Source organism: Chelatococcus sp. HY11 (genome assembly GCF_018398335.1).
GTDB lineage: Bacteria > Pseudomonadota > Alphaproteobacteria > Rhizobiales > Beijerinckiaceae > Chelatococcus.
In genome coordinates this window covers 2,265,662-2,286,360 of record NZ_JAHBRX010000001.1, presented here as the reverse complement: position 1 = coordinate 2,286,360, position 20,699 = coordinate 2,265,662, and the positions used below count along the sequence as shown (strand labels likewise).

Here is a 20,699-nt window from a genome sequence, read left to right as displayed (position 1 = left end):
GGGGCCCATCATGTGGAGGTGATGGCAGGTTATACAAACCGGCGCCGCGATAAACAGAATTACGTCTGTATCATTAATCCGAAGGGCTCGTGATTTCACGAGACCTCATAATCCCTCCGGCCTCATGCCGCCGAGCTGACGTCGGCATCGGGTGAGGGTTCGCGCCGCTCCGCGCCGACGGGCTGGCCACCCACCCAGACGCCCTCGACATTCAGGTCTTCCGTCAGATGCACCATGTCGGCGCGCCGGCCGGGCACAAGCCGGCCGTAGTCCGCTGTCAAGCCGAGCGCCATCGCCGGATAGAGCGAGGCCATGCGCAACGCTTCCTCCAGCGCGACACCGACCGTGTCAGCCATGAAGCGCACGGCGTCGACGAGGACGAGATCCGAGCCGGCGAGCGTGCCGTCCTCCAGCGTCAGGCGATCACCCACGCGCTTCACCTCGCGACCGTTCAGGAGGAAGCTGTCCTCGGACGAGCCGGCCGTCGGCATGGCGTCGCTGACCAGGAAGAAGGGCAGGCCACGCTTGGCCTGCATGGCTGTGTTCATGGTGGCGGGATGCACGTGGTGTCCGTCGGCGATGAGCCCGCACCACACCTGCTCGCTGGCGAGCGCGGCGCCGACGATGCCGGGATCGCGGCTGCCGAACTGGCTCATGGCGTTGAAGAGATGGGTGACGCAGCGCGCGCCGGCCTGGAACAGCGTCATGGCCTGATCGTAGGTGGCATTGCTATGGCCGATCGACACCGTCACGCCCGCCTTGATGAGCGCGGCGATCTGCTGGCTGTTCACGGCCTCGGGTGCCAGGGTGACCATGATATGGCGCAGGCCCGTATGGGTCAGGCGCAGCAACTCGCCGTCATTCAGATCCCGGATCAGCTCCGGGTCGTGGGCGCCTTTCTTCGCGGACGCGATGAAGGGCCCCTCGATATGGATGCCGAGACACCCCTCGACCCCCTGCGCGATGGCCTGGCGCACAGCGGTAATGGCGCCGTATGTGACTTCGGGATGGTCGGTGATGACGGTGGGCAGCAGGGCGGTCGTGCCCATGCGGGCATGCGCGGCCACGATAGCGCGAATGCCGTCGACGGTCGGCTGGCTGTTGAACAGCACGCCGCCGCCGCCATTGACCTGCAGATCGATGAAACCCGCGGTGACGAGGCCGCCATCGGCGTGGACGACCTCGATATTCCCCGGCAGTTCCCGCGCCGGCACGATCGCGCGGATGCGGCCTTCATCGACGATCACCGCATGCTTGCGGTGGCGGGTTCGGCCGTCGAAAACGTCAGCGCCCGAGAGTGCAAAACGCGTTGGGACGTCCGTCATGGGTCATGGCTCCGCGATCGTTAACAACCTGTGGATGCGCGATCCCTGTCAATGCGTCAACATCTCCCTGTGTTCGCGCTCGATCATAATGAACAGCAATGGTGCTCGGGCCATGTCTGTTCCATTGCTTTGCGATTGATCAGCCGGGCTGCGTGATTGCTCGCGATGTGATGATATTCTCACGGCCGGTGCCTATGCTTCGGCACACGAGCCATCGTGAGCTGCCGCGTCGAGGTGGTGGATGCGTCAGATCGAGACGTTGCCTGCCGGCCGTGATAGGACGTGGGCACCAGATGCAAGACAATACGGAGGCCGGTGTGGCTGTAGTCGAACGCGACAATCAGGGATCCTGCGCTATTCTGCGGCTGAACAGGCCTGAAGCTCTCAATGCGCTGAATGCCGAAGTCCTCCGCGCGCTCGGCGAAGCGATCGACACGGTGGCGAAGGATGACGCCGTGCGTGCGCTCATCATCACGGGCGCGGGCCCCAAGGCCTTCTGCGCCGGCGCCGATATCAAGGAATTCATTGCCCAGTCGCCCCTCGCCATGAAGGAACGGGCGGAGCTTGGCCAGTCGACCTTCGCCAGGCTCGGGCGCCTCAATGTCCCCTCCATCGCGGCGATCAATGGTTTCGCCTTCGGCGGCGGCTTTGAACTGGCTCTCGCCTGCACCTTCCGGGTGGCGCTGGCATCGGCCAAGATGGGCCTGCCGGAAGTCAAGCTCGGGCTCCTTCCCGGCTTCGGCGGCACGCAACGCTTGCCGCGCCTCATCGGCGAAGCCCGCGCGCTTGAGCTGATCATGAGCGGGCGGTTCATCGATGCCGCGGAAGCCGACAAGTTCGGCCTCGTCAACCGTGTCGCGAGCGAGGACGTGGTTTCCGCGGCGATTGCCTTTGCCGGCGAATTCACGGGGTTCAGCCTCTCCTCCCAGAGCCTCGCGCGCGCCGCCGTGGAACGGGGGGCTTCCGTCTCGCTCGACGAGGGTTTGCGGATCGAGGCCGAGCTCTTCGGGCTTGTCTCCTCGAGCGAGGATGCGGCGGAAGGCTGCGCCGCGTTCGTCGAGAAGCGGGCGGCGGTTTTCAAGGATCGCTAAATCTGTATTGTGCTCCTGCCAGGCCGTCGGGCCGGCATGGCTCGCTCGGAATCGTCCAGAGGTTGCGTAATGGCGTCGTCTTTTCGTGTGCTTGGCCCGTGGACCGGGTTCTGTCGCGTGGCAATCTTCGCGGCGGGGCTCGCGGTGGCGACCCTGCCGGCCTCTGGAGCGCGTGCCGACGACGGCTTCAACCTGAACGCTGAAGCCTTCCTCAAGTCGCTGAATGCCCAGCCCGCCCTGGCGAACGCCAAGCTCGCCTTCGCGGTGGACAAGAACATGGCGGCGCCCGACGGGTCGTCGCTCGTCTTTTTCACCGGCGGTGATTGCGTGAAGGGACAGGGGCACACCACGCGCCGTGGCGTTCTTCTGACCTTCTCGCTGACGGTGCCCGATGCGTGCATGAGCGACAGCGCAAAGGTCGCGCCCTACCTGCACGCGATCGTCGCCACCTTGGAGCCGACGCTCGCGCCCAAGGAGATCGCGCCTTCCATCGATGCGCTTCTCGCCGCCGCGAAAGCCGCCCCCGGCAAGCTGACGCTACGGCAGATCGGCGGGCGTCTCTATGGCGCTGCCTATGACAATGAGGCTGGCCAGACAACGTTTATTCCCTACCCGACGATCAACTGATTGCTCTGGCGGCGAGGGGGAGTTGGACGAGCGTGGCGGTTGAGCCGCGCTCGCCCTGCGCGGGCATTTCTGGATCAGCCAGCGCCACCACCGCCCGCGAGATTGGCGGGCTTGCCATCGACGGGGATGTCGAGGCCCTGTTTCAGTGTGTTCAGGTGGAACTCGCGGATGCGACTGTTTTCAGGGTCGCTCACGAAAGCGCTGTTGCCGATGATTGCGAGACTGGGAACCGGTGTCGCCGCGCCGAAAGCGCAATCGAAGGCCGCGACGGCATCGAATGTCGCGATCTCCTTCCACTCCGGTGCGATGTCATAGACCCTGAGCTTGCCGTCCTGGGTCAGATTGACCACCCGGCGTCCGTCGGGACTGATTTCATACTGGCAGGTCGGCTGCCCGCCGGGTACGGCGAAGATGTCGGCCTTGGAGAGCGATGCGGCCTTGGGGTCGATGCGCAGGAAAGCGTCATAGGGCGATTTCAGGCCGTAGTTGGCGACCATATATTGTCCGCCGGCCGCTGCCTTGATGGTGCTGGAGCGCCGCTCGTCGGGATAGGCGATCTTGCGCGCGCCCCAACTGCCGTCCGCCGTTTGGCCGATCACCAGCACGCCACCGTCTCCGCGTTCGTCCCCGGCGATTGCCTGGTTGCACCCGAAGACATGGGTGTTGGCGAGCGAGGCATGGCCGTGGAATTCCTTGCAGGATTTCGCGGGGTCGCTCGTGTCATTGAACGAGGCGATGCGGGCCCAGCCCTTCGTCCGGTCGAGGATCTCGTAGCCGTCCGGGCGTGAGGAGACCTTCTGGTTGTCGCCCTTGGCATAGGCCGGCTTCGTCACCGAGATGAGCCATTGCTCTTGGCCGAGCGGGATCGCGATGCCGTGCTGCGGTGCCGGGCCCAGCCACTCCGCGACCTCCGGCTTGGTCTCGCCGAGAGAGTCGAGCGGTACGAGATAGGCCTTGGCATTGCTCTTGGCCTCCCAGGGCCGGAGGCCGTCGTAGAATACGGCAAGCCAATCGTTCTCGGAGACCACATGGGCGGGGCGGTCGCCCTTGAACGTCAGATCGAGCAGTTTGACCTCGCCCTTGTCGACGTCCTCGTGGTCGCCATGGGATTCGAAGGTGAGGCCATTGTCGAGGATGCGAACGGTTCCCGCATCGTCACCTGTCTTGATGACCACGTGGCGCCGGTCTTCAGCCGTCGCGAACACGGGATTAGGCCTCGACAAATCGAAGCTGTGGGTGACCTCGCCGGTGTCGAGATCGAGCACACGGACGACCGGCTTTTCATGGTCGGCAAAGACGAGCCGTCCCCGCTTGGCGGCATGATCATGCGCGAAGGCGCCCGCCGGTAGGGCGCAGGCGAAGGCGACAGCCAGGGCGGTGGTCGCCAGCGGCGCGGAAACATCAGGTCGGATCACAATGGTCTCCTGAAAGGGAATGCCTTGGTAAGGGTGCATACGTAACACTATAACATTACATTAGAGTCAATAGCTGCGTAGCCCCATCCCCTTGGTATGCGGCTGAGGCGGGACGTGATCCCATGCCAGCCGCGGGCGTTGACCCTCAAGCGGCGCCCCGCTATAAATTGTTATGATATAACATTTCAATTACGGCCAACATCGATTCCTGATCCGAGCCTGGATCGAACCCAAGACCGAACCTCAAGACCGAACCTCAAGAATGAACCCATGAAAATGATTGCAGAGAACGATCAACGTCTGCCCGTCACCGTGCTGTCCGGCTTCCTCGGCGCGGGCAAGACCACGCTTCTGAACCATGTGCTCAACAATCGCGAAGGACGGAAGGTCGCGGTCATCGTCAATGACATGTCGGAGGTGAATATCGACGCCGATCTCGTTCGAGACGGCGGCGCCGGTCTCTCGCGCACTGACGAGAGGCTGGTCGAGATGACCAACGGCTGCATCTGCTGCACGCTGCGCGACGATCTTCTGGCGGAGGTGCGCCGGCTGAGCGCGGAGGGCCGTTTCGACTATCTCCTCATCGAAGGGACAGGGATCGCCGAACCGCTGCCGGTGGCGAGCACCTTCTCCTTCCGCGACGAAGACGGACAGAGCCTCTCGGACGTGGCGCGGCTCGACACCATGGTCACCGTGGTGGATGCCGCGCATCTGCTGAAGGACTACGGCTCCAACGCCTTCCTGCGCGATCGCGGGGAGACTGCCGGCGAGGACGACGACCGCACGCTGGTTGATCTTCTCGTCGAACAGATCGAATTCGCCGATATCGTCGTGATCAACAAGAAGTCCGAGGTCTCGCGTGACCAGTTGGGGCTCGTCCGCAAGGTCGTGACGGCCCTGAATGCCGACGCGCGCATCATCGAGACGGACTTCGGCCGGGTGCCGCTCGACGCCGTGCTGAACACGGGCCTGTTCGACGAGGACAAGGCCCAGCAACATCCTCTCTGGTACAAGGAGCTCTACGGCTTTGCAGAGCATGTTCCGGAAACCGAGGAATACGGCATCCAGAGCTTTGCCTATCGGGCCCGCCGGCCGTTCGATCCCGCCAAGTTCAGCGCTTTCATCAACAGCACCTGGCCTGGGCTGATCCGTGCCAAGGGCCATTTCTGGCTCGCGACCCGTCCGCAATGGGTGGGGGATTTCTCGCTGGCGGGCGCGATTGCCCGCGTGACCGGCATGGGCCACTGGTGGGCCGCCATCCCGAAGGCGCACTGGCCGGATCATCCGGACTGGCAGACGCTGCTCGCGCGCCACTGGAGCCCGGTCTGGGGCGATCGCCGCCAGGAGCTCGTTTTCATCGGAACGGGGATGGATGAAGCGGCCATTCGCGCCGCCCTCGACGATTGCCTCGTCGGGCCCGCCAATCCCATCCGCTTCGATCCGGCCGTCTATCGGCGGCTGCGCGATCCCTTTCCGTTCTGGGGGCAGGCCGAAGTCCCCTGAACACTGTCACCTGAACACTGCCGCGAAACCATCGCTTGACCTGATGCGCCTCCATGGTCGAGTGATGGGGCAACGATGGCCGCGCGCATCGCGATGCCGCCGGTCGCCACAGCGAGGGAGTGCAGCATGAAGATCGCGTTCTTGGGGCTCGGCGTGATGGGTTCGCCCATGGCGCGCCATCTGGCGGCGAAGGGCCATGAGGTCACCGTCTACAATCGCACCCTCGCCAAGGCGGAGGCCTGGGTGGCCGTCCATGGCGGCCGTCTCGGCAGGACCCCGGCGGAAGCCGCCGCCGGCCAGGACATCGTCATGAGCTGCGTCGGCAATGACAACGACCTGCGCGCCGTGATCCTCGGGGCGGACGGGGCCCTCTCGGCCATGAGAGCCGGCGCAATCCTCGTCGACCACACGACCGCCTCCGCCGATGTCGCCCGTGAAATAGCGGCCGAGGCTGCGGAAAAGGGGATCGGCTTCATCGACGCGCCGGTGTCCGGTGGCCAGGCCGGCGCCGAGAACGGCGTGCTCACCGTCATGTGCGGTGGCGACGCGGAAGTTTATGCGCGTGCCGAGCCGGCCATTCTCAGCTTTGCCCGCGCGTCACGGCTCATGGGTCCGGCAGGGGCGGGACAGTTGACCAAGATGGTCAACCAGATCTGCATCGCCGGCCTTGTGCAGGCCCTGTCCGAGGGCGTCCATTTCGCCCAGAGCGCCGGTCTCGACGTCGAGGCGGTGCTCGACGTGATTTCCAAGGGTGCCGCTGGTTCCTGGCAGATGGAAAATCGCGGCAAGACCATGAACCAGGGGAAGTTCGACTTCGGCTTCGCCGTGGACTGGATGCGCAAGGACCTGTCGATCTGCCTGTCCGAGGCGCGGCGCAATGGCGCGACGCTGCCCGCCACGGCGCTCGTCGACCAGTTCTATGGCGAGGTCCAGAAGAATGGCGGCAGCCGTTGGGATACGTCGAGCCTGATCACCCGTCTGACGAAGGGGAAGTGACGAGCGAGGAAACGAGGCGTTAACCGGCCACGAACACTAAAGGATCGTCGGTGTTCATGGATCCTTTTCCCGGCGCTGCGCGCCGCCGAGGATGACACCGGGTTTCAGGCCTGTCGTCTCAGCCCTGTTCACCCGAACGCGAGGTCAACCGCGAGCGTTCCCTCTCCCATCCGGGAGAGGGACAGGGTGAGGGCTCGGGCTTTTCAGCCGTCCGGGATGAGCACGTCCATACGCGAACGGTCGGGGGGTCAGCGTGACCGGCCCCGCGCGTCCACCGGCATCAGGACGTCAGGCGCGCCCGGCCGTGTCATCAGGATCTCGTCGTGCAGGTTCACCACCACGCAGACGTGGTTCGGGATGATGCGCACCGTCTCACCAATCTCGGGGCGTCGGGCACAGGCCGAGAGATCGACAATGCCGTGCTCTTCGTTGAGCTTGGCAATGACGGCCTCGGGATAGTCGCGCATCAACCCGTAGCCGCGTGCCGCCCCGCCGGGCGTCAGATCGCTTGAAAGCGTCTTCGAGCCGGCATCGATGATGGCGCGATCGGCCGTCGGCCGGCTGACTACGGTCGCCTCGATATGGAGAGCGCAGTCATCCAAGGTCGCCGCACCTTGGCCGACGGTGTTGCGGTCGTTGTAGATATACGTGCCAACCCGGAGTTCCGTGACGCCGGGGACCTCATGGGCATGGAAAGCCCGCGGCGTGCCGCCCGCCGAAATGGTTGGTATGGCGAGCCCCTCGGCTGCGAACAGGGATTGCGCCGCTGCGATGAACGCGGCCGCCTCCGGGCCGAGCGGATAGGTCATCAGACCTCCGAAGATGAGGCCTGGGGCACTTGCGATCCGTTTCGCGAGTTCAAGCGCCTCGGAGGGGGAGCCCACGCCGGCGCGCCGGCCGCCGCTCTCGAATTCGATGAACACGCTGATCGGCGCGTCAGCCGCCTCGGCCGCGGTGTCAATGGCGAGCGTGCTGTCCGCGACGACGGCGAGCTTCGCCTTGCGGGCGAGCGCCGCGAGGCGCGCGGCCTTGACCGGGCCGATCAGCGGATAGGAAATCAGGATGTCGGTTATGCCGGCGTCGATCATGATCTCGGCCTCGCCGAGTTTTTGGCAGGTGATGCCGACCGCGCCGAGTTCCATCTGCCATTTGGCGAGCCCCGGCATCTTGTGCGTCTTGATGTGCGGCCTCAGCTTCAGCCCGTGCTGATCGCAATAGGCCTGCATGCGCTTCAGATTGGCCTCGACGATGGCGAGATCGACGACGGGCATGGGTGTATCGTCGGCATGCGGTTGAAAATTCATGAGGCCATCTCCCGGGGCGGGGTGGTGCTAAGTGAGCTGGTGCTTCTTCTCGCGTCGTGCGCTCTACCCCTGCAGCATGTATGCTACATCTCCGAAGATACGCAGACCACTCCGCTTTGCGGCTTGATCTCGGCAGCCCAACCTGCGAGTTGTTCGACGACGAGTGGAGTGCGACCCGCCATGTGGCCAGCCAGCATTGTGTCAACACGTAATCGAACCGGTTCCGTTTGCGCAGAGGCTGGCAGACATCCTGCCCCGATACATGCGCGGCGGGGCGCGATCACCACATTGCGTGGCCTGTGTGTCGTGGTCGGCCTCGCTGTCGCCCTCGCTGGCTGTGGCACCCCGAGAGGTGTGCTCGCGCCTGTGGCTGAAACGGTGCCGGGCGCTTCCAAAGTATCGATGATCGTCGCCACGACCCGCCAGGCGGCGAATGACCCCGGCACGATGTTCACCGGTGAACGTGGCACGATGGCCTCCTTCGCCGAAATCACCGTGTCTATTCCGCCTGAGAGCGCCCGCAAGGTCGGCGAGGTGCAATGGCCCCGTCGTCTGCCCGGCAATCCCGCCACGGATTTCGTGACGCTGCAGGCCGAGCAGCTGACGCAGAAAGAAGCCATCGCCTGGTTCAGCCGCTCGGTGAAGAAGACGCCCAAGCGGCGTGTTCTCGTCTTCATTCACGGCTTCAACAACCGCTTTGAAGACGCGGTATATCGCTTCGCGCAGATCATCCATGATTCCAATATGGACGTGACGCCGGTCCTGTTCACCTGGCCGTCGCGTGGCAGCATCCTCGCCTATGGCTATGACCGCGAGAGCAGCAACTATTCGCGCAACGCGCTGGAAAATCTGCTGCAGTGGCTCGCGCGCGATCCGGCCGTGGGGGAAATTTCTGTCCTCGCGCATTCGATGGGCAACTGGGTCACGCTTGAAGCGTTGCGGCAGATGGCCATCCGCAACGGTCATATTCCGTCGAAGATCCGCAACGTGATGCTGGCCGCGCCGGATATCGATGTCGATGTGTTCCGCAGCCAGATGGTGGACATGGGCAAACCTCGGCCCAATTTTACCCTGTTCGTCTCGCAGGACGACAAGGCTCTCGCCGTGTCGCGGCGCGTGTGGGGCAGCGTCAATCGCCTCGGAGCCGTCAATCCCGAGGCTGATCCCTACAAGCAGGAATTCGCCGATTACAAGTTCACGGTGCTCGACCTGACGAAGCTGCAGGGATCGGATAGTCTCAACCACGGAAAATTCGCCGAAAGCCCCGAGGTTGTGCAACTCATCGGCCAGCGGCTTGCATCCGGACAGACGATCACCGATTCCCGCGCGGGGCTGGGTGACCACATCATCGGCATGACGGCGGGCGCAGCGGCGACGGTGGGCACGGCTGCGGGACTGGTGATATCCGCCCCCGTTGCCATCCTCGACGCCAACACCCGGGAAAACTACGGCAATCACATGCAATCGCTCGGTGACAATATCTCCGACACGACGAAATCGACAGGCGAACTTCTCACCAAGGCGCCCGCTGACGCCTTGCACCAAAACCGGTAGTTCGGGCTTCGATCGCCGTCAGACGCCCGTTGTGAGCGCGACCGGCCCTTGAGAGTCGTCGCGCGGTGCGTTAAAGCTGCGCCACCAGGCCGGGCCCCTCTGGCAGTTCGTGAACGGACTGTGATGTCGGACTGGACATCGGAACGGAGTGGCCTGAGACATTCGTCATCAGCTCATGCGACGTATCAAGCAGTGAGGGCTTAGGGTTTTCCCTGTCCGCCCGGCTTCGAGGATCGCAGGCGGTGGCGATGCCGTCCTCATCCTTGGCTACTCTTTCCAGCAAGGCGAAAGAGGACAACCATTGATGAGTGAGTTCTTTACGGGCGAAGCTCTAACCGCACTGCTCCAGGTCATCATGATCGACCTGGTACTTGCTGGTGACAATGCCATTGTGATCGGCCTGGCCGCCGCCGGCCTTCCTAAAGATCAGCGTGCCAAGGCGATCCTTATAGGCATCATCGCCGCAACCGTCCTGCGCATCATATTCGCGGGTTTGACAACTCAGCTCCTGCAGGTCGTCGGCCTCCTGCTGGCGGGCGGCATCCTGCTTCTGTGGGTGTGCTGGAAGATGTGGCGCGAACTTCGCACGCCCCATGTTGAGGAGGAAGCGGCCGCCGAGGCACTCGCCGACGCGGATCTCAACGCCGACGGCACCGTCGCTGGCGGCGCGCCGCGCAAGACATTCGCTCAGGCCGCGTGGCAGATCGTCATCGCTGACGTCTCCATGTCGCTCGACAATGTGCTGGCCGTGGCGGGTGCCGCGCGCGAGCATCCGGGCGTGCTGGTCTTTGGCCTGGCGCTGTCGATCGCCCTCATGGGCCTGGCCGCGAGCTTCATCGCCAATCTCCTGCAGCGCTTCCGCTGGATCGCTTATGTCGGCCTTGCCGTCATCCTCTATGTCGCGCTTGAGATGATCTATCGCGGCGCCCTCGAGGTCTGGCCGCTGGTCAACGGCGCGGCAACCTGATGAAGTTCTCGGGCGGCGTGAGTTGCCCCGAAGGCTATCGCTGAGATCGACTACGGCGATCCGGGATAACCGGGTCGCCGTTTTCTTTTGGAGGCCATAGGACGGCATCGATGCCCGGCGAGCCGCTGGTCGCCTGGCCGCAACGGGAGGGGCGCCCGATCAGAAGGCGTTCCTTATGATGAAGATCGCGCTCATGACGAGCGCATAGATCACGCCCGATACCACCACGACAGACACGACGGTCGTCGCATAGCCGAGCAGCACGGCTATGCCGTCACGCTCCAGAATGCCCAGCGCGAAGAAGCAGATCGCCAGCGCCGGCAGCATGTTTCCGAGCGGAATAGGCAGAAACAGGATGATGGCGAGGCAGAGCGCGATGAGGCCGATGAACCGTTCAGTGATCGCGAAAAAACTGAGGCGCGGCTTCAACAGGCGCTCGGAGCGCGCGATCCAGGGTGCGAGCTTGTTCATCAGCACCGCGAAGTCCTGCCGCCGCATTGACCTTTCCGCGATGATCTTCGGCAGCCAGGGGTGTGAATAGCCGACCATCAGCTGCGCGGAGAGGAACAAAAGCGGGAGACCGAGGATCGCGGACAAGCCCGGGGGCGCCGGCATGACATTGGGCACGGCGAAGATGAAGAGCAGTGCGCCGAAGGCCCGATCCCGCCCGATGGTGAGAAGGTCGCGCAGCGAAATGCGATCCCGCGACGTATCCTGGGCAATCTCCTGAAGAATGGTCGACAGGCGGACCGGTTCGTCGTCCACGGACGCGTCCGTGGCCAAGGGCACGGGGACCAGCCTGTCCAGGTGGCGGGGCTCGTCACGGGGTACCTGGCGTAGGTCATGCATCAAAAAGGGTGCTCCGGCGCGGCCAGCGGCGCGCCCACAAAAAAGGCACCGAACGTGCGGTGCCTCCCAAAATCCCGAAGGACGCTATTTGGATAAGCGATATGGACGATAGCCCGGGATCTTGACGATCCCGAGGCATCGCATGGCATGCGTCGCTTATTCTTCGCGCTGGCCGGTGAACTGCAGCAGAAGCTGAAACAGGTTCACGAAGTTCAGGTAGAGCGAGAAGGCGCCGAAAACGGCCATCTTCTGCCGGGATTCATCGCTGAAGTGCTCGGCGTAACGCTCTTTGATCGACTGCGTGTCCCAAGCGGTCAGGCCGACGAAGACGATCACGCCGATCACCGAGATGGCGAACTGCAGGGCGCTCGAGGCCAGGAAGATGTTCACAAGGCTCGCGATGATCACGCCGATCAGGCCCATGATCATGAACGAACCGAACTGCGAGAGATCCCGCTTCGTCGTGTAGCCATAGAGGCTCGTCGCGCCGAACATGGCGGCGGTGATGAAGAAGGTGCGGGCAATGCTCGTGCCGGTGAATACCAGGAACACGGAGGCGAGCGAGAGGCCCATGACCGCGCAGAAGGCCCAGAAGGCCATTTGCGCCGAGGCCGCCGACATCTTCTCGATGCGGAAGGAGAAGAAGAACACGAAGGCCAGCGGCGCCAGCATCACCACCCACTTCAGCGGGCTCGAGAAGATCGGCACGTAGAGGGCCGGCGTCGTGCCAACCACATAGGCCACGATGCCCGTCAGGACCAGGCCGATGCACATGTAATTGTAGACCCGCAGCATGTGCTGCCGAAGGCCCTCGTCGAAAATCGCACCACCGGCGCGGGTTGCGCCGGTCTGCCATGCGGGATTGGGGTTCATTCCGGTTGTCTCCTGGTAACCGATCAATAAAGGGCGTTGGCCAGCGTCCGCGCCGCCGCGACGAGTTCGCGGTCAGCGGGGCCGGTCAGCGCATAGGCCATGTCACCCATCTGCCAATAGGCGACCGTTTCGGTGTTGCGCTGGGCCGTCGCCGGCGCGACGACGGCGAAGCTGTCCGCGCGTGCCGCGAAAAGCGAGACACGCCCGAGATCCTCGGCGTCGAAGACGATCTCGACGCTGGAGCCGGCAGCGGCGGGAAGGATCTGGATATCGAGGACGCGCCAGCCGGCCGGCAGGATCGGCATGGCGAGCGCCGTCGAGGCGCGGATCGCGGCAGGATCATAGGTCGCGGTCGGTGGAGCGGCCGCCATGGCCATCCGGGCGGCCTCGATCCGGTGGGCCTTGACCGCGTCATCCACGAAGGCCGCCGGTATGGGGGCGGCCGTGCTCGACGAGCCGGTGACCTCGGCGTGGGCAATCCAGCCTGCGGCGGCGATGACGGCCGCGGTCGCGAAGCGACGCAGGCGGCTTAGTGCCCGGGCCCTTGCGAGGCCTCGCTCCAGTCGTCGTGCTGTCTCCGTGGTCTGGGGCCGAGCCAGGGAGGAATGCTCCGCGAAGGCGAGACGGAGTTCGTCGCGGGTGCGCATGTCGGCCATCACCCGCGCGGCGGTCTCGGGATGCCGCGCCAGATGATCCTCCACCTCGATGCGGCGGTGCATATCGAGCTGGCCGTCCACATAGGCGTTGAGGTCATAGGTCGTGACCGGGTCAATGGGTCGAATCATCTGTTCCTCCCACTACGCGCAGATGATCAGTGCGTCCCGGCGTTGCCGGGGCGCCGCGGCTCTTGCCTTCGGAGGGGATGGCCTTGTCCGCTGACTGCTCGCCCTCCTCGAAACCGCGCAGGGTGGCCCTTGCCCGGCCGAGGCGCGACATCAGCGTGCCCACGGGGATGCCGAGCGTCATCGCGGCCTCCTGGTAGCTCATACCCTCGATGGCGACGAGGTGGAGCGCCATGCGCTGTTCATCTGGCAAGGCCATGAAGGCCTGCCGCACCTGCGCCAGGCGCACGGAATGCTCCTGAACGGGTGGAACGACGGTTTCGGCCGTCTCGGCGGCGCCGGCGATGCGCAAGGTGTCGGCGCGGGTCTTGCGCAATCCGTCGACGAAATGGTTATGCAGGATGGAGAAAAGCCACGTGCGCAGGTTACGGCCCGGGCGGAAGCTGCCCTTCTTTTCGTAAGCCTTGACCAGCGTGTCATGCACGAGGTCCTCGGCGCTCGCCGCGTCCCGCGTGAGCGCGCGGGCATAGCGCCGGAGCGCCGGCAACAGGCTGAGGACGTTCATGCGGTTGGTATCGCGCGTCATGCCCCATATACGAAGCATCCCCGCCTTCTAATCCCGTGGGGCGGAGATTTTTTTTGCGGGGAGGCGAGGGAATGGCCTCAACCTGTGCCGAGCAGATCATCCTGACGGCGACGCAGCTTGACGATCTCCATGGTCTCGTCCGGCCGGCAATTGTCATAGGTCAGGTATTCACCGGCCTTGATCGCTCGCGTCACGACAGCGCGTTCGGCGAGCCCGACCGGCAGGAGACGGTCTTCGCGCGCGGCGCCGACGGTGGTGATCCAGCCGCGATAGTGATCCTCGCCGATCTTGCCGAGTGTGACGCCCGGGGCGAGGTCCTCCTTGGCGAGCGCGCCGACTTCCGCCACCGGCCGCTCCAGCGGCACCATATGGGGCTGATGATGCAGCACGAGCGAGGCGGCCGTCAGTGGCACCTCGAGGCTCGTGAGATGATAGGGGCGCATGAAGGTGAAATAGGGCCCATCCCCCATCTTGAGGTCGCGCATGCGCTCGTGGATGCGCGGGTGCGGAGCCTTCACCACCACGAACACACCGGGGGCGACACCCTTGCCAACGGAGTAATCGACGACGCCCGTGCGCGACAGGACGCCACCATCCTCGATGGGGATGAGCGTCCTGGCGAGATCCGGCACGGTCGCGGCCGGTCCATGCATGCCGGGCCTGTCCGGCACAAGGCCGGTGGCGTTGGCGATGGCCGCCATCTCGATCATCGTCTTGGAGCCGTCGACGAACTCCACGAGCATGCGTGGGTTCATGTTGCGGCGGGTGGCCTCCTCGACATATTCGGCGGGCTTCGCATCGAATTTGAGCGGGTTGTTCTTGCCCTTGCCCGCCGCGATGATCGGATAGCCGAGGCTCTGCGCGAAGCGGATGAGTTCCATGGCGGCCGATGGCTCATCGCCGGCGCCCAGCGAATAGAGGACGCCCGCCTCTTCGGCCGCGCGCCGCAGGGAAGCGCCGACGGTGACGTCGGCCTCTACATTCATCATCACCACATGCTTGCCGTGGCGCATGGCGGTCATCGCGAGCTCGGCCCCGACGCCGGGGTTGCCGGTCGCGTCGATGATCACGTCCACCTGGTCGGCGGTACAGGCGAGCGTGCCGTCCCCGGTGATGGCCATGCGGCCGGCGCGGATGGCATCCTCGACGGCGCCCTTGCCGTCGGCGGCCCGCGCCGTGTCGCGCGAAAGGCCCGCGACGTCGAGCGCCTGCCAGGCATGGTCGGTCCGCGTCTCGGCGAGTACGGCGATCTCGATGCCGGGCATCAATGAGACCTGGGTTACGATGTCTGTGCCCATTTCGCCGGCGCCGATCAGGCCAACGCGTACAGGCCGTCCCTCGGCCTGGCGTCTCGCCAGATCCGTCGTGAGGTCCGCGTTGCTGCCGCCCTGCTTTCCCGCTCTGCCCGTGATCATGACACTCCCCATGGCGCTTCCCATGCGTCTAGCCTTGTATGCCGTCTACACCTTGTATGCGTCCGCACCTTGTCCGTGCATGCCGTGATCCGCAGCCGCGGACCGACGGGCCCTGTTGGCCTGCGTGCTTAGCACAGCCATGGCACGACGGGCAGGGCAACGCAAAGCCGGTGTCGTGCAAGCTGCATGTTCAGCCGGCGCAAATGAGCGTCTCGCGCCGATTGGTCTGGAGACCGCCGTATAAACCCGCTAGGTGTTGACGATCACCGGGCTGTTTCAGCGCCAATCCCCATTCTCACCTTGGCTTGAATGACAAGCTGATGACTGTCGCCAAACTGTAATGCGAAACGCCGTATAAGGCGGCACGATCATGACGGGAGATATCCATGTCGCTGAGATTTCCGGCCCTGTTCGCGGCCGTCGCTGTCTGCTCCCTGGCGTTGGGCCTTGGAACCGCCTCGGCCCAGTCGGGCAAGATCACGCTCTATACGTCGCAGCCGGATGCCGACGCGGCCAAGACGGTTGAAGCCTTCAAGAAGGCCTACCCGAATGTCGAGGTCGACATTTTTCGCTCCGGCACCGTCGAGGTGATGTCCAAGCTCGCTGCCGAGTTTGCCGGTGGCCAACCGGGCGCCGATGTCCTGCTGATCGCTGATGCTGTCTCCATGGAGGCCCTGAAGCGCGACGATCGCCTCATGAAATATGACGCGGCCAAGGTCGATGGCCTTCGCGCGGGCTCTTTCGACAAGGACAAGACCTATTTCGGCTCCAAGCTGATCACGACCGGCATCGCCTACAACACGGCTGCCGCCAAGAAGCCGACCTCCTGGACCGATCTCGCCGATCCGGCGCTGAAGGGCCAGATCGTCGCGCCGAGCCCGCTCTATTCGGGCGCCGCCGCGATCATGCTGTCGGCTTTCGCCGCGCGTCCCGACCTGGGCTGGAAGTTCTTCGATGGCTTGAAGACGAACGACGCCGTCACTGTCCGTGGCAACGGCGCCGTGCTCAAGTCCGTCGCCGGCGGCGAAAAGGCCTATGGCGTGCTTGTCGACTTCATGGCTCTCAATGCCAAGGCCAAGGGCTCGCCGGTGGAGTTCGTCTTCCCGAAGGAGGGCGCCCCGGCCGTCACCGAGCCGGTCGCCATCCTCAAGGCCACCAAGAACCCCGAGGCGGCCAAGGCCTTCATCGATTTCATCCTGTCCGACGATGGCCAGAAACTCGCGGTGTCGCAGGGCTACATCCCGGCCAAGGAAGGCATCCCAAATCCGTCATGGCTGCCGGAGGGCACCGAGATCAAGCTGATGCCGATCGACATTCAGGCCGTGCTCTCCACGACCGAAGCCGATAAGAAGCGCTTCGCCGACATGTTCGGCGGCTGACCGGCAACTGGAGAGGCGCTTTTCGTTCATGAGCCTGGTTGCGGACAATTCGGGACGTCGCCAGGATCGCATTCTCTTCGCCGCGCTTTGCGTCGTCATCGGGCTCCTGTCCCTGATGCCGCTGGCGCGGCTTCTGTTTGAGGCCTTCGCGCCGGGCGGCGTGCCCTCGTTCAAGGCCCTCACCGCCACCCTCGACAGCGCCAATACCTGGACCGCCACCCTCCATAGCCTCGAAACCGCCATTGGCGGCACGGTGATCGCCGTGATCCTCGGCGGCGTCGTGGCCCTTGTCGTCGCGCTCACCGACATGCGCGGCCGCAACGCCTTCGTGCTGTGCTTCGTGCTGCCGCTGATGATCGCACCGCAGGTCACCGCGCTCGCCTGGCTGCAGGTGGTCGGGCCGGCGAGCCCGCTGCTCAAGCTCCTTGGCCTTGCCCCGCCCATCGGCGCGCGCAACCCCCTCTATTCGCGCGAGGGCATCATTCTGCTCCTCGGCATCCAATATGCGCCGCTCGTCTTCCTGACGCTGCGCGCCGGCCTGCGCAGCCTGCCGCGCGAACTCACCGAGGCCGCGCGGGCGGCCGGCGCCGGCCGCTTCTTCATCCTGCGCACCATCATCCTGCCGCTGATGACGCCGGGGCTGGTCGCGGGCACAGCGCTCGCCTTCGTCTCCTCGATCGGCAATTTCGGCATCCCCGCCTTTCTCGGCATTCCCGGCCGCTATGTCGTTCTTCCAACCCTGATCTATCAGCGCCTCTCGGGCCTCGGGCCGTCAGTCCTGTCGGAGGTGGCGGTTCTGTCCATGCTCATCGGCGTCATCGCCATGGCGGGTATACTTTTGCAGGACGTCATGGTGCGCCGGCGTGACTTCCGCATCACCACGACATCCATCGCCGCGCGGCCTTTCCCGCTGGGGCGCTGGCGGCTTCCCGTCGAGGCCGCGCTGTGGGGGATCGCGCTTGTCGTGCTCGTCCTGCCGATGGTCGGGCTGTTCCTGACATCGCTGGTGCCGGCGTTCGGTGTGCCGCTCAATGCGACCACCGCGACGCTCGCCAACTATGCCTTCGTGCTGTTCGAGCACGCGGCGGCCAAGCGCGCCTTCGTCAACAGCTTCTCGCTGTCAGCCGTCGCGGCGGTCGTCATCATGCTCCTGTCCGTGCCGCTCGGCTATTTCCTCGTATGGCGGCGCTCTCCCATCCTGCGCGCGCTGAACGTCATCGTGGAACTACCCTATGCCCTGCCGGGCGTGGTGCTGGCCATCGCGGCGATCCTGATCTTCCTCAAGCCGCTGCCCGTCCTCGGCGTGAGCCTCTACGGCACCGTCTGGATCATCCTCTTCGCCTATCTCGCGCGCTTCCTCGTGCTTGGCCTGCGCCCGGCCATGTCGGGCTATCATCAGGTGGACCGCGCGCTGGAGGAGGCGGCGCAGGTGGCCGGCGCCGGCCTCGTCTACCGGCTACGCACCGTGATCTTCCCGCTCGTTGCGCCGGCCGCGACGGCGGGCGCGTTGCTGGTCTTCCTCACGGCCTTCAATGAGCTCACCGTCTCGGCCCTGTTGTGGTCATCCGGCTCCGAGACACTCGGCGTCATCGTCTTTTCCTTCGAGCAGGCGGGCGATTCCAACTACGCGGCGGCGGTCGCCATGCTCACCGTGCTGGTCACGCTGGCCCTGATGCTGGCGACGCTCGTCTTCGCCAAGCGTATCCCCCCTGGAGTCCTGCCGTGGCGCGACTGACCATAGACACCGTCACGAAGGACTTCGGGCCGTTCAAGGCGCTCGACCGGGTCAGCCTCGATGCGGCCGATGGCGAGTTCATCGCCGTGCTAGGACCCTCGGGCTGCGGCAAGACGACGTTGCTGCGCCTGATCGCCGGCTTTGACGAGGTGACCGGCGGGACGATCCGCATCGGCGAGCGCGTGGTTTCGTCACCCGCCGCCCATGTCGCGACGGAGTTGCGCCGGGTCGGCATCGTCTTTCAGAATTATGCGCTGTGGCCGCATATGAGCGTCGCGGAGAATGTCGGCTACAGCCTGCGCGTCGCCGGGGTATCTCCGGCGGAGAGGGGCCGGCGCGTGGAGGAGGCCCTGGCGCTCGTCGATCTCGTGGGCTTCGGGGATCGCCGTCCCGCTAACCTCTCCGGCGGCCAGCGCCAGCGCGTGGCATTGGCCCGCTGCCTTGTCGCGGCGCCATCACTCGTGCTGCTCGACGAGCCGCTCGCCAATCTCGATGTTCACCTGCGCGCCGCCATGGAGGATGAGTTCGCGGCCTTTCACCGCCGCACGGGCAACACGATGATCTACATCACCCATGATCAGGCGGAGGCCATGGCGCTTGCCGACCGCATCGCGGTGATCGACCATGGGCGCCTCATGCAGCTCGCCACACCGAGTGAACTCTACCGCGAGCCGGCCAACGCCATGGTGGCCTCCTTTATAGGCCACGGCATGGTGTTGCCGCTCACCAATATCCTCCCCGAAGGGGCGGGACGGGCACGGGCGCGCCTGTTCGGCCGCGAGCTGGTGCTGCGCTGTGCCCGTGACCAGCGCGCGGCCGGGCAGGGCGAATTGTGCGTGCGCGCGGGGGATCTCACCTTGGCGAACGCGGGAGGCGATGGACTCGCCTGCCGCGTCACCCGTGTCGTCTATCGCGGCGGCCTGTTTCGCGTCGAGGCGGCGGTGGAGGCCGAGGGCGGTCCGAACCTGTCGCTCGACGTGCCGGAACCGGCGACCGTCGAGATCGGCGACGCCGTCATCATCACGGTGAAGCCGGGACAGGGTTGGGCGATACCGACGACGGGCGGGAGGGGGGCAGTATGAAGCTCAGGCTCTACGGCGGTTTCGGCGAGAAAGGCCGTACCAGCCTCGGCATCGAGAGCGCGTCGACACGCCTGATCATCGATGTCGGCATCAACACCAATGCTCCCCGCGACGCCGATTGGGAGCGCGCTTACCATCCCGCCATCAGCCCGGCGGATCTGGTCGCCGCCGATGCCCTCATCATCACCCACGCCCACGAGGATCATCTCGGCGGCCTCGGCTGGTGCCTTCGCCACGGCTTTCGCGGACGCATCCTGATGACCGCTGAAACGCGCGCCGATATGCCTGCCTGCCTCAGGGACTATGCCGAACCCACTGACGCGGCCCTCGCCCTGGCCGCGCCGATCTCGCTCATCGTGCCGGGCGAGGCGTTCGCGATCGGCGATCTTACCATCACCACCGGGCGCAATGGCCATGTGGTCGGCGGCGTCTGGTGCCTCGTCACCGGAGAAGGGCAGCGGGTGCTCTATTGCGGCGACGTCGTGCCGAAGAGCAGCGTTTTCGCCTATGACGCGCCACCGCCCGCCGACGTGGTGCTCTTCGACGCGTCCTATGGCGATGATGACGTGCCAGCGGCCGTGCGGTCCGAAGCCGTCGTCGACTGGGTCGCCGCGCATCCGCGCTGCCTTCTGCCGGTGCCGCTCTCCGGCCGCTCGCTCGAACTGCTCGCCCTGCTTCCGCCGCTCGCTCTGGCGCCGGGCCTGCGCGATGCGCTCAAGGCCCAGATCGCCGACGCGCGCTGGCTCTGGCCGGGGCTGCAGGCCGGGCTAGCCGGCAAGCTCGAAGAAGCCGTCAACTGGAGTGAAGGCGAGAGCTGGCCCGATCGACCACTCCTGACTCACGATGCCATGGGCCTCGGCGGGCCGGCGGCGGATCATCTGCCGCGCGCCGCGGGGGACGGGTTGCCGATCCTGTTCACCGGACATGTGCCGGCGGCAAGCCCGGCGCATGCTATCCGCCAGGCCGGACAGGCGGACTGGCTGCGCCTGCCGACGCATCCGACATGGTCTGAGAACCTTGCCATCGTCACGGCGAGCGGCGCGCGCCTCAGCCTCGGCCATTCCTGCGACCGGTCCGGGCTCGTCGCCATGGCCGGCCGCCTGCCGACGCTTGATCCGGAAGCCCGCACCGGCGATCTCATAACGCTGTAACGGGAGCCTTGCGCTGAGCGCTCTTTAACGCGTGGTCCAGGCCAGCTAAACTCAGGTCAGGCCAG

At 65.2% G+C, this 20,699-nt stretch carries 18 protein-coding genes; 10 read left to right on the top strand and 8 right to left on the bottom strand.

The annotated features are described in order from the left end of the window. Window positions 1-122: 122 nt before the first annotated feature. Window positions 123-1,325, bottom strand: a complete 1,203-nt coding sequence (nagA, locus tag KIO74_RS10455; RefSeq protein ID WP_213331934.1) for an N-acetylglucosamine-6-phosphate deacetylase — start codon at window positions 1,323-1,325, stop codon at window positions 123-125. Between the two features lie 293 nt (window positions 1,326-1,618). Between nagA and KIO74_RS10450 the strand changes: the two genes are divergently transcribed. Together KIO74_RS10450 and KIO74_RS10445 are read left to right on the top strand one after the other, a co-directional pair. Next, window positions 1,619-2,416 (top strand): enoyl-CoA hydratase/isomerase family protein, encoded by a 798-nt coding sequence (locus KIO74_RS10450; RefSeq protein WP_213331933.1) that lies wholly within the window; start codon window positions 1,619-1,621, stop codon window positions 2,414-2,416. A 69-nt stretch (window positions 2,417-2,485) separates the two neighbouring features. Continuing rightward, window positions 2,486-3,043, top strand: coding sequence for a hypothetical protein (locus KIO74_RS10445; RefSeq protein ID WP_213331932.1), 558 nt, complete (start codon window positions 2,486-2,488; stop codon window positions 3,041-3,043). A 74-nt stretch (window positions 3,044-3,117) separates the two neighbouring features. Here KIO74_RS10445 and KIO74_RS10440 read toward each other — a convergent pair whose 3' ends face one another. Then, the gene (locus tag KIO74_RS10440) at window positions 3,118-4,458 is read right to left on the bottom strand and encodes a hypothetical protein (RefSeq protein ID WP_291979478.1); all 1,341 of its coding nucleotides are present in this window, start codon (window positions 4,456-4,458) and stop codon (window positions 3,118-3,120) included. A gap of 270 nt (window positions 4,459-4,728) precedes the next feature. Between KIO74_RS10440 and zigA the strand changes: the two genes are divergently transcribed. Then, window positions 4,729-5,961, top strand: a complete 1,233-nt coding sequence (zigA, locus tag KIO74_RS10435) for a zinc metallochaperone GTPase ZigA (RefSeq protein ID WP_249730939.1) — start codon at window positions 4,729-4,731, stop codon at window positions 5,959-5,961. Between the two features lie 126 nt (window positions 5,962-6,087). Next, a complete protein-coding gene (locus KIO74_RS10430; RefSeq protein WP_213331931.1) occupies window positions 6,088-6,957 on the top strand; it encodes an NAD(P)-dependent oxidoreductase in 870 nt (289 codons plus the stop codon). 248 nt (window positions 6,958-7,205) lie between these two features. Here the strand turns inward: KIO74_RS10430 and KIO74_RS10425 are convergent, their stop codons facing one another. Beyond that, window positions 7,206-8,261: an alanine racemase gene (locus KIO74_RS10425; protein ID WP_213331930.1), complete on the bottom strand. Its 1,056-nt coding sequence runs from the start codon at window positions 8,259-8,261 to the stop codon at window positions 7,206-7,208. Between the two features lie 288 nt (window positions 8,262-8,549). Between KIO74_RS10425 and KIO74_RS10420 the strand changes: the two genes are divergently transcribed. Together KIO74_RS10420 and KIO74_RS10415 are read left to right on the top strand one after the other, a co-directional pair. Continuing rightward, on the top strand, window positions 8,550-9,815 hold the full coding sequence (locus tag KIO74_RS10420; RefSeq protein ID WP_249730938.1) for an alpha/beta hydrolase: 1,266 nt from the start codon (window positions 8,550-8,552) through the stop codon (window positions 9,813-9,815). Between the two features lie 304 nt (window positions 9,816-10,119). After that, on the top strand, window positions 10,120-10,782 hold the full coding sequence (locus KIO74_RS10415; protein WP_213331928.1) for a TerC family protein: 663 nt from the start codon (window positions 10,120-10,122) through the stop codon (window positions 10,780-10,782). Between the two features lie 159 nt (window positions 10,783-10,941). Here KIO74_RS10415 and KIO74_RS10410 read toward each other — a convergent pair whose 3' ends face one another. From KIO74_RS10410 to KIO74_RS10390, 5 genes are all read right to left on the bottom strand, one after another. Next, the gene (locus tag KIO74_RS10410; protein ID WP_291979477.1) at window positions 10,942-11,547 is read right to left on the bottom strand and encodes an exopolysaccharide biosynthesis protein; all 606 of its coding nucleotides are present in this window, start codon (window positions 11,545-11,547) and stop codon (window positions 10,942-10,944) included. A gap of 240 nt (window positions 11,548-11,787) precedes the next feature. Continuing rightward, complete coding sequence (locus KIO74_RS10405) at window positions 11,788-12,504, bottom strand: Bax inhibitor-1/YccA family protein (RefSeq protein WP_213331926.1); 717 nt, start codon at window positions 12,502-12,504, stop codon at window positions 11,788-11,790. A gap of 23 nt (window positions 12,505-12,527) precedes the next feature. Beyond that, on the bottom strand, window positions 12,528-13,289 hold the full coding sequence (locus KIO74_RS10400) for an anti-sigma factor family protein (protein WP_213331925.1): 762 nt from the start codon (window positions 13,287-13,289) through the stop codon (window positions 12,528-12,530). Then, complete coding sequence (locus KIO74_RS10395) at window positions 13,273-13,890, bottom strand: sigma-70 family RNA polymerase sigma factor (RefSeq protein WP_213331924.1); 618 nt, start codon at window positions 13,888-13,890, stop codon at window positions 13,273-13,275. The genes KIO74_RS10400 and KIO74_RS10395 overlap by 17 nt, the downstream gene beginning before the upstream one ends. A 59-nt stretch (window positions 13,891-13,949) precedes the next feature. Continuing rightward, on the bottom strand, window positions 13,950-15,287 hold the full coding sequence (locus KIO74_RS10390) for an NAD(P)H-dependent oxidoreductase (protein WP_249730937.1): 1,338 nt from the start codon (window positions 15,285-15,287) through the stop codon (window positions 13,950-13,952). Between the two features lie 386 nt (window positions 15,288-15,673). On the opposite strand from KIO74_RS10390, the gene KIO74_RS10385 reads away from it, so the two are divergent. Genes KIO74_RS10385 through KIO74_RS10370 form a run of 4 tightly spaced genes read left to right on the top strand, consistent with a single transcriptional unit; the run spans window position 15,674 to window position 20,634 of the window. After that, complete coding sequence (locus KIO74_RS10385) at window positions 15,674-16,666, top strand: ABC transporter substrate-binding protein (protein WP_213331922.1); 993 nt, start codon at window positions 15,674-15,676, stop codon at window positions 16,664-16,666. Between the two features lie 28 nt (window positions 16,667-16,694). Beyond that, the gene (locus KIO74_RS10380) at window positions 16,695-18,401 is read left to right on the top strand and encodes an ABC transporter permease (protein ID WP_213331921.1); all 1,707 of its coding nucleotides are present in this window, start codon (window positions 16,695-16,697) and stop codon (window positions 18,399-18,401) included. Further along, window positions 18,389-19,483, top strand: a complete 1,095-nt coding sequence (locus KIO74_RS10375; protein ID WP_213331920.1) for an ABC transporter ATP-binding protein — start codon at window positions 18,389-18,391, stop codon at window positions 19,481-19,483. Before KIO74_RS10380 ends, KIO74_RS10375 begins: the two co-directional genes overlap by 13 nt. Then, the gene (locus KIO74_RS10370; RefSeq protein WP_213331919.1) at window positions 19,480-20,634 is read left to right on the top strand and encodes an MBL fold metallo-hydrolase; all 1,155 of its coding nucleotides are present in this window, start codon (window positions 19,480-19,482) and stop codon (window positions 20,632-20,634) included. Before KIO74_RS10375 ends, KIO74_RS10370 begins: the two co-directional genes overlap by 4 nt. Window positions 20,635-20,699 lie beyond the last annotated feature (65 nt).